At 32.8% G+C, this 16851-nt stretch carries 12 protein-coding genes; 6 read left to right on the top strand and 6 right to left on the bottom strand.

The window, feature by feature from the left end; genetic code table 11:
* The first annotated feature begins 254 nt into the window (after positions 1–254).
* From KF896_11260 to KF896_11250, 3 genes are read left to right on the top strand one after another with little or no spacing between them, the layout of a single operon-like run.
* Complete coding sequence (locus KF896_11260) at positions 255–1661, top strand: T9SS type A sorting domain-containing protein (GenBank protein MBX3044286.1); 1407 nt, start codon at positions 255–257, stop codon at positions 1659–1661.
* A complete protein-coding gene (locus KF896_11255; protein MBX3044285.1) occupies positions 1661–2371 on the top strand; it encodes a hypothetical protein in 711 nt (236 codons plus the stop codon). Before KF896_11260 ends, KF896_11255 begins: the two co-directional genes overlap by 1 nt.
* Positions 2372–2431: 60 nt before the next feature.
* Entirely contained in the window at positions 2432–3325 is an 894-nt protein-coding gene (locus KF896_11250; protein MBX3044284.1) for a DUF58 domain-containing protein, read from the top strand.
* A 2-nt stretch (positions 3326–3327) separates the two neighbouring features.
* Here KF896_11250 and KF896_11245 read toward each other — a convergent pair whose 3' ends face one another.
* From KF896_11245 to KF896_11230, 4 genes are all read right to left on the bottom strand, one after another.
* Positions 3328–4335, bottom strand: a complete 1008-nt coding sequence (locus KF896_11245) for a methyltransferase (GenBank protein MBX3044283.1) — start codon at positions 4333–4335, stop codon at positions 3328–3330.
* Between the two features lie 169 nt (positions 4336–4504).
* Positions 4505–5995 (bottom strand): hypothetical protein, encoded by a 1491-nt coding sequence (locus KF896_11240; GenBank protein ID MBX3044282.1) that lies wholly within the window; start codon positions 5993–5995, stop codon positions 4505–4507.
* A 1-nt stretch (position 5996) separates the two neighbouring features.
* Complete coding sequence (locus KF896_11235) at positions 5997–6788, bottom strand: hypothetical protein (protein ID MBX3044281.1); 792 nt, start codon at positions 6786–6788, stop codon at positions 5997–5999.
* A gap of 94 nt (positions 6789–6882) precedes the next feature.
* A complete protein-coding gene (locus KF896_11230; GenBank protein ID MBX3044280.1) occupies positions 6883–7503 on the bottom strand; it encodes a DNA-3-methyladenine glycosylase in 621 nt (206 codons plus the stop codon).
* A gap of 100 nt (positions 7504–7603) precedes the next feature.
* Between KF896_11230 and KF896_11225 the strand changes: the two genes are divergently transcribed.
* The 3 genes from KF896_11225 to KF896_11215 all read left to right on the top strand — a co-directional run bounded on the left by KF896_11225 (position 7604) and on the right by KF896_11215 (position 13390).
* Positions 7604–8512, top strand: coding sequence for an FkbM family methyltransferase (locus KF896_11225; protein MBX3044279.1), 909 nt, complete (start codon positions 7604–7606; stop codon positions 8510–8512).
* A gap of 80 nt (positions 8513–8592) precedes the next feature.
* Positions 8593–9870: a carboxypeptidase-like regulatory domain-containing protein gene (locus KF896_11220; protein ID MBX3044278.1), complete on the top strand. Its 1278-nt coding sequence runs from the start codon at positions 8593–8595 to the stop codon at positions 9868–9870.
* Between the two features lie 16 nt (positions 9871–9886).
* Positions 9887–13390, top strand: a complete 3504-nt coding sequence (locus KF896_11215; protein MBX3044277.1) for a hypothetical protein — start codon at positions 9887–9889, stop codon at positions 13388–13390.
* A 55-nt stretch (positions 13391–13445) separates the two neighbouring features.
* Here KF896_11215 and KF896_11210 read toward each other — a convergent pair whose 3' ends face one another.
* Positions 13446–14585: a hybrid sensor histidine kinase/response regulator gene (locus tag KF896_11210; protein ID MBX3044276.1), complete on the bottom strand. Its 1140-nt coding sequence runs from the start codon at positions 14583–14585 to the stop codon at positions 13446–13448.
* Positions 14582–16630, bottom strand: a complete 2049-nt coding sequence (locus tag KF896_11205) for a response regulator (protein MBX3044275.1) — start codon at positions 16628–16630, stop codon at positions 14582–14584. Before KF896_11205 ends, KF896_11210 begins: the two co-directional genes overlap by 4 nt.
* Positions 16631–16851 lie beyond the last annotated feature (221 nt).

Raw genomic sequence — 16851 nt, 5'->3', positions numbered from 1 at the left:
TATTTAAATATGTTTTGCTGAGCCATTTGGCAAGCTTTGAACAAACTGAGTCAAAGTGCACGAAAAAATATTAAGAAATCAATTGATACTTCAGAATATTCAAAATCACATAAATTCTTACCATATTATATTACAATTTTATTCAAATAATCTGAAAAAAAAAGCAAAAAGCATTGAGATTATTGACGATATACAGATTTGGCACATTCATTGCTTATTAGAATTTGTTATACAGATAATTGAGAGAATTATATATGAAATTGATTATATTGATACTTATATTGTTAATGCAGGGCTATTATTGTGCATATTCTCAGAATTTCATTATCAAACGTACTGATGTTTTGAATGAAGATGCACGGTTTGTAACTGCTACCTATAAATTTGGTTTTGAGATTTATTTGGATGGTTTGCCAAAAAGTAACAGTATTTCATTCAGATTGATTTACGACCAAAAGGACTATATTAAATTTTCTCAATGGAATCAGGGAGATTACAATGTACTTCAAGCAGTTAATATAGATATTGACGAGGAAAGATCAAGTTTAATCATTGGTGTAAGCTCCGGTCTTTTCCCCCAACCTGACGAAAATACATTGCCAAAAGTAATCGAACTTGAATTCGTAGTTCTGAAAAATGCTCCTAATCTCGAAAATTTATTTATGACATTTGACAGACCAGTAGCTACGGCATTAGATTCAACCGGAGGGATTTCAATACCTATTTCTACTCAGCCATTGAATTTTGTAATCCACAGCTATGTCAATGTATGGCCCGGAGATACAGATAATAATGGTGCAGTTGACCATCTGGATTTTGTACCTGTTTCTCAATATATTGGAATGGGATCAGCAACGAAAGGTTTCAAAAGCTTCAAGCGTCATGCTTCCTCAGCTCTGTGGACTCCACAGCGAGTACTTACCTGGGACAGTTCGGCTGTAACTTATGTAGATTGTGACGGTAATGGTGACATTACAACATCAGATATGCTGATTGTAACCTATAACCTCGGCAAGGATACTCTAAATCCACATGGCAAGACTGAAGAACCCGACAGAATTCAGTCGAAAATAACTAATCAAATTTTTGCAGATGAATCAAATTATTCATATCCTGTCCAAATTTCCAGTGAGAGAGATTTCTCCGGTGTTGCAGGTTATATAGAATTATTATCTGAAAGTAATGAATTTGTTGGAATAGACTTAGGGAAATTATTGCCCGAAGATAATTATCTTCATTTCTTTCAAAAAGATAATTATATTTATTTTGTTAGTTCAAATGAGTTAAAATCTAAGAATAAGTCAAAAACAGGTGAAATTTTTAAATTAGTTTTTAACAGCGAAAACCCATCTTTTGCAATTCGCGAGTTAAATGCAATAGATTTTTCAGGCAATATTTTTTCACTCAAAGGTTTGAGTTCAATAACTAATACTGAAGATGAAGTTGAAATTAGCATTAATAATACAATGCTGAATGTTATGAGTCATAATATTATAAATTATATTGAAATATTTGATATAAGCGGCAACATTCTGGTATCTCAGAAGATAGAAAATATCTATTATTCAAAGAACTTAGCTGAATTTACTACTGGAACATATCTCATTAAACTAACTTCAAATAATTCAGAAATAATTAAGAAAATCAACCTTGTCAAATAATGATTTATAATATCGGCTTGAAAATATCGTCCGAATTGCCGGGTTTATGGAAGGAAGGAAGTCCATATTCGATAAAAAATATCTACTCAAAAAAGCCGGGCAAACTTCCGCCTGTTAATTATGATGAGCATTCTTTCAAACCACATTCTCTTACGCATTCCGAATCAGGTAAGCATACAGATAATTCAGGTCTGACATTGGATGTATTAATTGAACAATATCCTGAATATTTCTTTGGACAATGCTTACATATTGCTTTTGAAAAAGATTACCGTGTCATCTCTGAAAATAATTTCTTATGCGAAATTACTGAAGTTGATATTGATTCAAAAATTAAATCATTAGGAATTAATAAAATCCCGGGAAAAATTTTAATAAGTAATAAAAATAGTCCTGTCAATAAATTTGGATATCATCTCGAAAATTATGTATTTGTTTTAGATGAATCCGGTGCAGAGTATTTATGCAATATTGAGAAATTTCATTTATTCGGCACTACCTGGAAATCAACTGATTATAATCCAGGTGAATATGAAAGACCAATACATGAAAAAATATTTCAGAAAGGAATAATTTTTGAATTACTGAATCTCCACAATGTACCTGAAGGCGAATACATTTTCTCAGGAATGCCTCTTTGGCTTGAAAATGCAAGCGAAAGCCCATGCACTCCAATTTTAATTTCCGGAGATATGGTAAACCAATATTGATGCACAAATAGTCATGATACTTCGTCAATATCTAATTATTACATAATTGGAAAATATTAAGTGCAGGATTACAGGAAATATTTAGAGCCGGAAACAGCCGCACAAATTGGAAATATTGAGCTTATTGCAAGACTTGTAGTTGAGGGATTTATTACGGGTTTGCACCGCTCCCCATATCATGGATTCAGCGTTGAGTTTGCTGAACATCGCCAGTATCGTCATGGTGATGAAACAAAAAATATTGACTGGAAAGTTTTTGCCCGCACCAATAAGTTTTATGTAAAACAGTACGAAGAAGAAACAAATCTCAGAGCTATGATTGCAATAGATTCAAGCGCTTCTATGGGTTATGCATCAAAAGGGAATATTTCCAAATATGATTATTCCTGCTATCTTACAGCTGCACTTGCAACTCTTATGATTAATCAGCGTGATGCAGTCGGCATCACATTATACGATAAAGATATTAATAAATTCCTCCCACCAAGGTCTAAACCATCTTATATATCTGAAATTTTAAAGACTCTTGCTAATACAAAACCTTCAAAAGAAACCGAAACAGCTGTTTCACTTGACAAAATTGCAGAAAGAATCAAAAGGCGAGGATTGGTTATAATAATGAGTGATTTTTTTGATGATAAACAATCAGTCTTGCAAGCCTTAAAGCACTTCAGGCATAGAAACCACGAAGTCTTGATCTTCCATATTTTAGACCCTCGGGAAATAGATTTCAAGCTGGGCAACAGTGCAAATTTCAAAGATATTGAAACAGGTGAAGAGATGGTTACAGTTCCGTATCAAATACAAAAATCATACTCTGAAGCAGCACAAAATTTCATTAATGATATCAGAAAGGAATGCTATAATCATAATATTGATTATAACCTTATTGATACTTCAAAACCTTTTGACAAAGCTTTGAGAGATTATTTAACAAAAAGGCGAAAAATTTAGTTCTATCTGATACCTATCATTATTGATGAATCAAATTTAGTTTCGATTCTTGATATATCCCTAAACCATGCTTCACGAAGCATAATCCAGATATCGGTTTCAGTATAAGCATCACCTGACATTGTATTAAGTAGCATATTTAGTGAAAATAAAGTATGGTTCAAAGGTTTTGTTCTGCTGTCATTGATAACCATATCATAAATTACTATTTGCCCGCCATGGTTTAGAGCATCAAAGCATTTCTGCAATAGAGTAACATTTTCCCAAATTGATCTGAAACTGATAACATTTGATAAAAGTATCATATCATAACCACTGCCAATATCATCAGTAGTGAAATCACCGGCTAATAAATTAACCTGATCTCTGACACCTGAAGTTGAGAGATATTCTTCTGCATAAGGAATTACTTGTGGCAAATCAAAGAGAGTAACTTTGATAGTTGGACTTGCTTTAATCAAATTGCATGTAAATGCTCCCTTTCCCCCGCCTAAATCCAATACCCTGTTAACTCCTTTCAGGTGCAAATGGGATACAACATTGGGAGCTTCAATACTTGAACGCCAGAAAATGGAATTAACAAAAGCATGCAGCCATTCCGGCGATTTTTCTTGTAATGTATTATATTGCAAGGGTTTACCTTGTCTGACAGTTTCGGTGAGATTTGTCCAAGTATCCCACAAGTCAGCAAGATGCTCAATAGAGCCGATATATGCATCGCTTCCTCTTAGAAGATGCTTCAATGAAGCCTCAGTATTATTGTAATTTTGGTCTTTCTTTTCGAGTAAATCAATACCTACTAAAGCATTAAGAAGCCTTTCAGTTGATTTAATATCAAGATGCAAAGCCTCGGCAATTTCCTTGGCGGAAAGTGAACGATAACCTATTGCTTCGAATACATTCAGCTCACTTGCTGTAAGCAGGACTCTGCTTTTTTTAAATGCAAAGGCTATATCTTCGATAAATTCGAGACTATTTTCTATCTTTTTAAGATTGTAATTATGCGACATATTTATCTCCGTTCAAATCCAAAAAAATATTTTTAATTTTATAATAAAATTATTTTCCAAATTACGAAACTTATTTATAATTATCAATTATAAAATGAAAAAAGGGAATTAAACTATTATTTTTTTAAGATTTTTTTTAAAAATTGAAGTATATGTGAAAATACTGTTATTAAGGATAATTTAAAATATCTGATTTTTGCCCGTTAATTGCTTCCGCTTGAACTTGAAACTTGAAATCACTACCTGAATTTAGCGGAGTAATTTCAAAAACCTGCTTGAAAATAAATGTTCCATCCTCATTCTTTTGAGCACCAAATATCTCCCTTACTTTAGCATTACTTCCGGGCAAGATGTTGATTTTAGCAATATAATTCTCTCTTTTATTATGAACTCCATAGCAGTTAGTCATTATTCTCAGAGTATTTTTACCTGTTTCAGATACCCTTGTTATCTCAGGCTTCGGATACATAGAAATATTTACGGCAACTCTCTGTCCAATAATTTTATCATCAACAAATCTTTCGAAATACAAAACCTTTCCGGTATCATTTATTGATGGAATAATTGAGAATTCTCCACCTGTTTCACTTGATGCATAAACTTTTCCGTCCTGAGTTTTAAGCGAAGCATAAGTCTTCTGACCCGATAGCACCGGTAATTTTGGGTCGAATTTATACTTAATATCAGGATAAATTTTTGTTTCAATATTTGGTTCATCAATTAGCTGTGGCTGCACACGAAATTCACGCATAGCTTCTTTGCCGTCAGCATGTCTTGTAATAGACACCTGAACTTTCATTGAACCAAAACCCGGGGTATCACCAGAAATAAGAAGCCCTGCATCAGTAAATCCGGTAATTTTAGCACTACCACCGATTCTATTATCAGGCTCTCTGATAATTTTTATAAGTGGCTGCTTTCTTAAATCAATCTTCGGATCTAAACCAAATATTGAAATCTCATTCTCCCAAGTAGTGTAAGCAATTGACCTGACAATATCTTCTCTTGGGGACAGGAACATATTAGAACGACTGAGTATAAGATTGCGATTTTCACTTGTTAATGTATTTTCTTGTCTTATCTCAGAATTATCAGTAGCATCTGCAGCAATTAGAATTGCAGAATTAAAGTCTGTAATATAATTTAAATTTAAACTGAATTGTACTTCATCTTCAAGAATCAATCCGACATTATCAGTTTCTGTACTGATTGCTGATGCTTTAATTTTTACAATATAAGTCTTACTTTTTCTGTCATAAAGCGGCGGGTCCCATACAAACTTCAGAGTTTGAGTTGCTTCATTACTAAGGTAACGAAAGAAATCACTACTGCTTTGATTATCCAAAGCGAGAACTTGCCGCGAATTTCTATCCTCAACACTAACATCAAATTTAATATTCTTAACTTGTCCGGTATAAAATATTGTATTGACCGAGTCCATAGCTAAGATAGTAATTCCGGTTGAATCGAGCTTCACTGTAGCATTCAGTGCATTTTTTTCAGGCTTTAAGCTGAAAGGAAGCTGAAAGATTCTTTGCCGGATTTCAGGTTTATGTTCGCTGCTACTGCCGTTATCCTTGCCCGGTATGAGAAGTACCAAAGCAGCAAGGTAAAGAATAAAATAAATTTCAACAATCTTCTTTTTACGGCTGTTTTTCATATCAGGAATTTATAACATTATTTGAAATTATTTTCTCCAATTCCTTACGAACGGCAAATTCGACTTCTTCTTTTTTGAGAGTTGTTACTGACTTATTAAGTTCAGAGACTACGTACCTGAAAGTTTCAAGTTCAGAGTTAGTCTGCTTCATTATTTCGAGCATATCAGGATTTGGCGAAGAGGCATCAGCAAAGGAACTTGCAAGCTTATCCAATTTATCAACCAACTTTTCCTGATTGATATTCATTTTGGCAATTTCCTCAGTCAGATTTTCTAATTGTACTGCTGATTGAGCAAAATCACGGGCGATCTCACCAATTTCTGTTAGAAGTTCCTCCTGAACATCTTCTTCTGAGTCTATGTAAGTAAATGTCGGACTCTCTTCATCGGGAGTAAAAAGCATAACGATGAACATAAAAAATAGTAGTGCAGCTTCAAATATAACACCTGCTATTACCAGATTATCGCTCATTGCTTCGCTGAAGCGGCGTACACCAATCAATACAAGAAGTACTGCTGCTCCGAAATATACAAACGAATTTATTGTTGAGAAAAAGAAGCGATTGACAACCTCTTCCATCCAGATTTTTGTACCACGCAAAAAGCCAAGACGATGCAGAACATTAATTTCAACAGATACATACTTCGATAAGTCTGTATCATAAACACAGATACGCCACATATTCAACAATATCGAAATAGAGCCTAACTGTTTCTTGTACTTCAACTCATAATAGACTTCCTGCAAAAGAAGTCTGCCGCGTGCCGATGATAGTGAATCTACTTTTTTCATTATTATAATTTATCATTAACAAATTGATAAACTTCCAAAATAATTATTTCTCAGCGATATAACAAATAATTATTTCATATTTATAAGATTTTATCTAAATTTTATAATTTTTAAGAAAATAACTGACATTCTTCAGTAAAAAACGAAGTTTTAAGTCTGATGATTTTGTTATTCCGATTCTTTCAGTTGCAATTATTTCCGGATGAACCAAACCTCCAAAGCTGCTGATAAATAATTCATCCGATAAAAATGACGTTGTATTATGACTTAAATCTATGCCAAATGCCTGAGTTAAGTTTCCTGGACCGGAGCATAGCCTCTCATATCGGCAAATACCTCTGTTTTCAGACATAATTTCAATTCCATAAGTTGGTATTACTGCCCTCAAAAGTACTGCCGCCCCTACTCCTTCCGGCTCAGTTACAACATTTATACAATAATGAATCCCATAAATCTTATAGACATAAACAGTTGAACCGGCAAAGAACATCGCTTCATTTCGTTTAGTTTGACCGCAGGCTGAATGGCTCGCAGCATCACCCTGAGATATATAGGCTTCGGCTTCGCTGATAATGCCCGTAAGTAAACTATCACCTGTTTGTTTCACCAGCACTTTACCAATCAGCAATTTTGCAACCTCCGAAGTTTCATTCTGATAAAAATCAAAATCCAACCTCTTGCACGCCAAATTTTCAAACAATTCTCTATTCTGCATATAATTACATATTTTGAAATTTAAATTTTTACAAAAATAATCGAATAATCCCGAAAAATAAGTATTTTTGTAATCATACTTTTTTAAAATCGGAAAAATTATGTCAATTAAAAATAAAATTGCTGATTCAGATTCTCCACTATTTTTGCCGGTAAAGCTGGTATTTTACAGGTTTTTTAATAAATATTACGAAGTTAATAACATAATCGCTAAATCTGAAATTGATTCAGACGGAGATATTGTAATTGAACTAAAAAACGGTATCAAGTTAAGCTCACCACCGTCAAAATTTCCCGCTGACAGAAATTTTACGGAAAGGTATAATTTTGGCACAAAGTCGAAAATGGATAAAATTCTTGATGTGAATAAATTTTTCTTTATGTATGAGGTTTTGAGCGAACTGTTTATTTACAGCGAATATTTCCGCTATGGCAAACTTAAAGAGGGTGATGTAGTTATTGATGCGGGTGCAAATATCGGTGGTTTTACGGTTCAGGCGGCTCAAAAAATCGGCAAAAGCGGGCATATTTTCGCTATAGAGCCGAATGAAGAAAATCGAAAAACGCTAACGAAAAATCTTTCACTTAATAACATTACGAATTGCACGATTATTACGGATGCTCTATGGTCTGAAAAATGCACTAAGGAATTTTTTATTAGTCATCGTCCGGGCGAGCATACATTAATTGATTACACCGGAGACCCCCATTTTCAGCGGAAAAATGTTGAAACTATTTACTGCGAGCGTCTTGACGATATTATTCAAAAACACGGCATTCAGAATGTTGCTTATCTGAAAATGGACATCGAGGGCGCCGAAATCGAAGCTATTAAAGGAGCATCAAATTTCCTTAATTCTCAATCTCCATTCCTGCTTATTGAAGCTCTGCACGAGGTGAACGGTAAGCCAGCTTACAATGAAATTATCCCACTGGTTAAAGATGCAGGGTATGAACTTCAAAAAGAGATCGACAATTATAGAGGAACAATTTTAGCATATAAAAGATGATTTATTAAAATATATTTTTTTTAATTCCCAAAATTTTACTATTTTGCATCTATTCTGATTAACTATTTTGGGGAATACTTATGAAACATTTGTTTCATATAACACTTGTGATAGGCTTCATGCTTATTATTATTTCTTGCGACAGTTCAACATCTGCTGATAATGACGCAAATTTTGGCAAAATCTCAGGAAAAGTTATAGACAAAAATGGTCAAGGAATATATTTAGCAGAATTATCAACCAATCCTCCATCAGAAATCAAGGTTACTAATTCCATTGGAGTATTTTATTTTGATTATATTCCTGAAGGAAATTACATTTTATATGCAAAAAAAATCGGATATACCACAAAAAGTGTGTCATTATCAGTTTGGAAAAATAAAACAACTGATGCAACAATTATTCTTGATGAAATAAGCAGTAATGTTAATAACAGTCCTCCAGCCAAACCAACATTGATATCTCCAATAAATAAGTCCCTGCTTTACGGTAATTTTGATTTTAAGTGGGATTGTTCAGATTCGGATAACGATGTACTAAGTTACGATTTTTATCTCGGTCCGAATCCAAACAATTTAGAATTAATAATTGCAGGAACAAATGAAACATCTTTTATCTATCAATTCCAATTTAATCAACAAGTTTATTACTGGAAAGTCGTAGCGAGTGACGGCAGGGGCGGAGTTTCAGAGTCAGATGTTTGGTCTTTCGAATTTTTGGGGAATAAAATTGAGAATAAATTATTACTTAATTTAAAATTTGATGGCAATACTAATGATTCTTCACCAATGAACCAATTAGTCAGCAATTCAAGTAACTTATCATTTATTAAAGACAGATTCGGTAATGATAATAAAGCAATATATTTAACAAACAAATCTTTTATAGAGATAACAAACCCTAAATCAATGGATTTTTCAAATCCATTTACTATATCACTCTGGATAAGACCTGACCCTGGTTATGGATTTCCTTATGATAATGAAGTTGATATTATCAGTAGATATGGTGGTGCTATTCCATATACATCAAGTTTTGCTTTATTGTTATCAAATGGTTATTTAACGGCTGAGATTTTCAAGAATAATGTTGGAAGAAACATTCTTAATTCAAACAAATTATTATCACAAAATATTTGGACACATATTGCTTTTGTTTATGACGGCAACAATCTAAAACTCTATTACAATGGTAGTTTTGCAATTGAAAAAAATACTTACCAGCCTGATACCTCTAATTTATCTCTATTAATCGGTAAAAGGTCTGCAAACAATCGGTACTATTCAGGCGCTATTGATGACATTTATGTTTATAATTATGCTTTATCTGAAAATGAAATAAATAATTTATATAAATAATTAAGGATTATAAGTTATGAAAAAACTTACCGTATTATTTTTTTTTCTGATTATTTCTTATAAAAGTTATAGTCAGAAAGAAACCTATAATTGGAATTTTGGTTATCATGCAGCTTTATCATTTAAAACTGCAGATTTAGAACCTATTTTTGTATCCGGCTCTCAATTAAGTTCATGGGAAGGTTGTGCTACAATATCAGATTCAGACGGTAATTTACTTTTCTATGCAAGTGGAAATAACATATGGAATAAAAATAACGTAGTTATGGAAAACGGTAGTAATTTACTTGGTCACAGTTCAGCAACTCAGTCTTGTGTCGCATTTAAAAGTCCAAGCAATCCAAGTCAATACTATATTTTTACTGTAGATGCTGTAGAGAGCAATAGAAATGGATTTAACTACTCTGTTGTAGATATTACCAGAAACAACGGTTTAGGAAGTGTAATTCAAAAAAACATTAAAATACATCCTAAACCTATTGAAAGACTTGCTGTTATTCCACATGCAAATAGACGTGGTTATTGGGTTATTGTTCATCTTTGGGAGAGCAACGAATATCTTGCATATTTAGTAGATGCAAATGGTGTGAGTAGCCAACCTGTTGTTAGCCAGGGTACTTTTAGAGCAAAACGACCAACTGGTTCTGTTTTAAAACCATCATTAGATGGCACCAAAATCGCCTCAGCTCATTCATTTGCTGAAGTCATCGAGTTATTTGATTTCAATGATTTCACAGGCAAAATGACCCTTACACATAATCTTACTCATGAATATTTTAAATGGCCTTATGGAGTTGAATTTTCTCCTGATATGAAATTATTATATGCATCACTAATGCTCAATCCTTGCAGACTTGTTCAACTTGACTTAACAAAACAAAGCGAATCAGCAATAGTGTCTTCAATGACAATTTTGGAATCAAGACCTGTTACATTTTTTCATGGGTCTTTACAATTGGGACCAAATGGGAAAATTTATGTTGCAAGAGATGGAACAAATTTTTTAGGAGTCATCAATAATCCTAATAACTTGGGTCTGTCCTGTAACTATGATGGAAATGGTTTTAAAATGCCTGTTTCATCAGGATTAGGACTACCCACATTTGTTCAAAATTTCGTTTTACCTTCGAATGTTTGTCCCGCAAAAGGTAATGAGGTAGTAAATAATTGGAATTTTGATGAAAAGGAAATTGATATTGACTCAGATTTGAATAAAGTATCTGAAAGTAATTTAGTTGATTTTCTCACTCCTGGCTCATATATCATTTATGATAAAAATCCGATCAATGTTGATGACGATTGCAGTCATTTTAATCAATCTAATAATTTAATATTCTTTCATACCAGAATAGGAAATAATATATTATATAAGTTTAAGACAAATGTGAAATCAGGTGAAGAGTATGCTTTGACTTTCAAGTTTTTAAGCATGTATCTGAAATCATATACAAATCTGGAAATATTCGTAAATGGAAAAAATATTGCTGAAGATTTTTTAATCGCAGAACTACCATGTACGATGAAAACTTTAGAGTATCCATGGATATCTCAAATTGACGGAGAAGCAGAAATTATTTTTAATTATAGTTCCAATGATACTGATATTTTCGCTATTGACGAAATAAGCTTCAAACCATGCTCTTGTCCGGAAATTGTATTTAATGAAAAAAAACATGAAATATGTTTTGGTGGCAGCATTGAATTAGAAGGATTGGAAGATGCCAGATTTTCACATAAATGGTCTCCTGTATTAAATATAGACAATCCAAACAGCTCTAATCCAATAGTAAATCCAAAAGTTACAACTAAATATTCGGTTGAAATAACTGATATGGCAAATGGATGTCAATATTCTGACTCAATAACAGTAATTGTATCACCTGAGAAAGAATTGAAAATTTTTGGTTCAGATTTTATTTGTATTGGAGATTCTATAATCATTGGTGTTGATTCGGATGAATTTGTTGAGTTAGAATGGTCAACAGGTCAAAAGGAGAGTAACATATCAATTAGCTCACCAGGTCTTTATGAAGTTATCGCTATTGATGAAAACGGCTGTGTTTACAAAGGTTCAAAAGAAGTATTTGTAACCGAAAGACCTGAATTCAGTATCTCAGGTCCTTTAGCCGTTTGTTTTGAAGAAGAATTTGAAATTAGTATTAATCAAAACTTTACAAACATTCTATGGTCAGATGGTCAAACTACCCAAAAAGCAAAATTTAAAGGTCCTGGAACTTATTCTGTTAAAATTAGTGTTGGAGAATCTTGCTTTAACGAAGATAGTATTAAAGTCACTTTAAAACCAGACCAAGAGATTGAAATTGCAGGAGAAAGTGTTATTTGCTTTGGTGATAATACTATTCTAAGTATTGAAGGAGATTTTATTAAAATTGAATGGAATACCGGCGATACAGGAAATAATATAACTGCCAATAAATCAGGAACTTATACAGTTACCGCAATAGATAATAACGGATGCAAATTTTCAGGAAATAAAACCTTAGAATTATTTGATCCATTAAATTTATCTATTGAATCAATTGATTTAGGTAGTTTCTGTATATCTGAAAGAGTAAGTATTAACAGAGTTATTACTCCTAATAATAATCAAGATGTAGAAGTATTGAATGTCTATAATAAAAATAGTTTTGATGGTTTAAATATTAGTGTTTATGATGAGTTACCTTATATAATCGAAAATGGAAAATTGTTATCACTTAAAATTGATTTTATTGCAAAAGGAAAGATTGGTCCATTTTCTGATACATTAATTATTGAATTGGGTAAGCCTTGTCCTTCAGTATATAAAATACCTATTACCGGGACAATAAAGGATGCTAATTCATCAATTTGGCTTGCTGATACTGTAGTAGAAGCTGGAACTTATATATGTCTGCCAATTTATGCTAAAATTGATTGTGATGGTTATATCAGTGGCGATATTGATTATTATATTGAAATTGATTTAAACAAAAAAGTTTTTTTACCTGAAAAGGCTGCACATGGCAATTTCAGATTTGAGGATTTAGGAAATGGATTTATCAGAATATATTTAGACGATATTGCCTATTTAAAAGCTGGTGTTAATATTATAAATTATATTTGCGGTAGAGTATTATTAAGTGATTCGCTAAACAATATTATAGATATAACCCATTTTAATTGGGATAGCGATATTCCAATAAATATTTCGAATGGTAGCATTGGAATTAATCAATGCCAGTTTGGTATAAGGCATCTTGATATTATTAAAAGAACAGGCATCAGGTCAATTCCAAATGTCGCAAATGATGATTTTACCATTGAAGCTGTTTCGTCAGAGATTGGAGTGCATCAGATAGAATTAGTCGATATAACTGGAAATTTAATTCAAACATTAAACTTCAACCGAATCAATAAAACCGATAATGATATATTTCACTTTCCAATTTCTACAGCAAATATGAAAAGCGGTGTTGTATTTTTAATTTACAGAACTCCTTGGAGTTCAATCTCAGAAAAAGTTATTATTATAAAATAATATTATTCAGGAGCGGGTCTGATTTAATTAGTAGGGAATCAGACCCTTTCCCCCACTACTCACTAAAAACAGGTAAAGAAAGGAAAAATGAGGTGCCTTCACCGAGTCGGCTTTCGCACCTGATTTTGCCATCCATATTATCCACGAGCTTTTTTACAATTGATAATCCAAGCCCGGTCGAGTTTTCGTTATTGGTTGGTCTGGCACTAAGTTTAGCAAATTTACCAAAAAGCTTTTTCAAATCCTCAGGGCTTATTCCCGGTCCTTCGTCTTTGATTTGGGCTGTAGCAAATTTTTGGTCATCATCAATTGCGATATTAACATAAATATTTCTGTCAAAAGGTGAGAATTTCAGGGCATTTGAAACTAAATTATCGAGCACCTGAATTGTCTTAATTACATCGCCATTGACATATATTTCATCTGCAATTGAACTAAAAATCAGTTTAATAGATTTATCAGCTGCTTTGAGATTATACTTTTCGAAAGTTCTTGAAGCCACATCTACAAAATTGAACGGCTCAATGTTCAACTTCATTTTACCTTCTTCAATAGCATTGATATCAAGCAGGTCGCTGATAATCTGAAACATATACTCTGATGACATCCTTATTTTACGGGCAGAGTCCTCAATATCTTCTTTATCAAGCTCATCGAACATTGTTTCGACGACTTCCGCCAATCCTTTGATATTTGACAGTGGATTTTTCAGGTCGTGCGCTGCAATTCCGAGAATTTCGGTTTTTTCTTTGTTCAGAGATTCCAGTTTATGATTCTGCTCAAGGATAATATCCCGAGCTTTTTTGAGTTCTATATGGGTTTTAATTCTTGCAAGAAGCTCTTGCTTGTTAAATGGCTTGGTGATGTAATCCACACCGCCTTTGTCAAATCCCTGAAGGATATCTTCTGCTTCTGTCTTTGCTGTGAGAAATATTACTGGAATATCTTTGAATTTCTCCATAGATTTCAATTTTTCACAAACCTCAAATCCGTTCATATCAGGCATTTGGACATCGAGCAGTATCAAATCAGGATTAACTTTTTCGACCTGCTTTAATGCCTGTGAGCCATTATTTGCCATAGAAATTTCATAATTATGCTGCATCAGAGTAGTGCCGAGTACCTGCAGATTTTGCACAACATCATCCACAATCAGTATTACATTTGGCTTATCAATGCTAATTATTTCTTTCATTTTGATTCTCCGTTCGATTTTAATTTTCTTAATTTATTCAGCAAGTTATCATAATCATTCAGGCAGTTAATGATGTCATTAAGTGAAAAATTATCGCAGTGTTTTTGCAGTAAATTTCCATATTGCGAAATCATATAAAAGCCTGTTTCATTGCCGAATTCAATAATATTTTTCGAAAATATTTTAATTGCACCAATCATAAAAGTTTCCTGTACACTTTGACGTGTTTCATTGAATTCTGTTTCCATTTTGTTTAAAACATCATCAATAATTTCATTAACATTATCAGGAAAATCTTTAATCACATCTTCATTTTCGGGCATATTATCATTTGGTAAATTCTCAAGTTCAATCACAGTGTATGGTAAATATTTAAGAAGCTCGCTTATGAGATATTTTTTTCTGATTGGCTTAGCAATGAAACCGTTGAAACCTGCCTCCAGTGCATTAGACTGTTCAGATTTCATAGCTGATGCAGTAAGGGCAATGACAGGGATTGAAGTTGTTTCCGGATTTAATTTCAGCATATTTCGCGCTTCAAATCCATCTAAGACAGGCATTTTTAAATCCATCAGGATGCAATCCGGTTTGTGTTTCAGAGCTAAATCTATAGCTTCAAGACCATTTACAGCGTTATGAATGGTTATACCTTTGTCCGAGAGCATTTCTTCTATCAGGTATCTGTTTTGTCTGATGTCATCTGCGACGACAATATTGCATGTATTAAAGTATATATAATTGTCAAAATTATCATCAAATGTAGCAGATTTTTCAACAATTGGTTTCTCAATCTGAATTTTCTTGAATTTAACCGAGAATTTGCTGCCTTCGTTTATTTTGCTTTTAAGTGATATTTTACCACCCATTATTTCAATAAGCCTTTTTGTAATTGTAAGCCCCAGACCTGTGCCGCCATAAGCTTTTACGCTTTGACCTTTTTGCTGTCTGAATGCTTCAAAAATAACTGCCTGCTGGTCTTCGGCGATACCTATTCCTGTATCTTCCACATCAAAGTAGAGATTAATTAAATTATTATTATGAGAATCTTTATCATATCTGAATTTTAAGGAAATTGTGCCTTTTGGAGTGAATTTTACTGCATTTCCGATCAGATTCAGTAATATCTGTCTCATTCTTGATTCATCTAAATTAATGTAATCCGGCATCCCTTCCTGAATATTCAGCTTAAATTCCAAGCCTTTTTCATTGATTTTTATTTTAAAAATGCTGATAATTTCATTTATTACATTCATCAAATTGAATGTTTGATATTCGAGTTCAATTTTCCCTGCTTCAATTTTTGATAAATCAAGAATATCATTTATTAAAGTCAGCAGACTTTTGCCGCTGTTAATGACAGCATCAATATACTCGACATTTTTAGGGTCTGCAACTCTGTTTTTGAGTAGTTCGCTAAATCCTAAGATAGAATTCAGTGGTGTTCTGATTTCATGCGACATATTTGCAAGGAATTCACTCTTGAAGCGGTTGGCAGAATCAGCCATTTCTTTTGCTTTAATCAAATCTTTTTCGGTTTTTATACGAATTTTAATTTCCTGCTCTAATTTTTTGAGAGAATTATTTTTAATCTCAATTGCTTCCTGCAAAAAGTGATTGACATCAGTAAGTTTCTTTAGTTTGATAAGAGTTTTGGACCTTGCTCTCAGTTCTTTTGTATCAAATGGTTTAGCTAAATAGTCATTGCCACCGGATTCAAAACCTATCACAACGCTGCTGACTTCAGTAAGACTTGTCAGAAATAATATCGGCAGTTCGAAAAGAGTCTTTTTTTCTCTGATTTTCTTGGCAGTTTCATAGCCGGAAATACCCGGCATCACAACATCGAGAATTACAAGGTCAATATTATCATCCTGTTCAATTATTTTGAGTGCGGATAGACCATCCATAGCTGTTAACACATTATATCCATCAATTCCAAAATAGTTTGAAGTTAATTTTAATAATGTCGGGCTGTCATCAACCACAAGTATTTTCACTTTAGAAGGATGGTCGGCAGAAATATTATCAATCAGAGTACTTTCCATAAAATAATTGTTAAATTTATAATTAGAAGTTTATTCAATTAGCAATATAATAATTAATTTCGGAAAATCGCTTGCATAATTTTAAAAATCAGAATTATTTGTTAATAATTTTATATATATTGTTTCAACCCTTTGAAATCTCGTCAGGTATTTAAACAAATCTCTAATTTAATAAGTTTCCTAAATCCAAAGATATTGATTCTTCATACATCTAATTAGAA

This window comes from Ignavibacteriota bacterium, assembly GCA_019637995.1.
GTDB lineage: Bacteria > Bacteroidota > Ignavibacteria > Kapaibacteriales > UBA2268 > JANJTB01.
The sequence above is the reverse complement of the archived record's forward strand: the minus strand, read 5'-3'. Positions and strand labels throughout refer to the sequence as shown.

Coding starts and splice junctions, on each gene's coding strand:
- KF896_11255 (MBX3044285.1), top strand. CDS start 1,661: ATGATTTATAATATCGGCTTGAAAATATCGTCCGAATTGCCGGGTTTA.
- KF896_11235 (MBX3044281.1), bottom strand. CDS start 6,788: ATGAAAAAAGTAGATTCACTATCATCGGCACGCGGCAGACTTCTTTTG.
- KF896_11230 (MBX3044280.1), bottom strand. CDS start 7,503: ATGCAGAATAGAGAATTGTTTGAAAATTTGGCGTGCAAGAGGTTGGAT.
- KF896_11215 (MBX3044277.1), top strand. CDS start 9,887: ATGAAAAAACTTACCGTATTATTTTTTTTTCTGATTATTTCTTATAAA.
- KF896_11245 (MBX3044283.1), bottom strand. CDS start 4,335: ATGTCGCATAATTACAATCTTAAAAAGATAGAAAATAGTCTCGAATTT.
- KF896_11205 (MBX3044275.1), bottom strand. CDS start 16,630: ATGGAAAGTACTCTGATTGATAATATTTCTGCCGACCATCCTTCTAAA.
- KF896_11225 (MBX3044279.1), top strand. CDS start 7,604: ATGTCAATTAAAAATAAAATTGCTGATTCAGATTCTCCACTATTTTTG.
- KF896_11240 (MBX3044282.1), bottom strand. CDS start 5,995: ATGAAAAACAGCCGTAAAAAGAAGATTGTTGAAATTTATTTTATTCTT.
- KF896_11220 (MBX3044278.1), top strand. CDS start 8,593: ATGAAACATTTGTTTCATATAACACTTGTGATAGGCTTCATGCTTATT.
- KF896_11260 (MBX3044286.1), top strand. CDS start 255: ATGAAATTGATTATATTGATACTTATATTGTTAATGCAGGGCTATTAT.
- KF896_11210 (MBX3044276.1), bottom strand. CDS start 14,585: ATGAAAGAAATAATTAGCATTGATAAGCCAAATGTAATACTGATTGTG.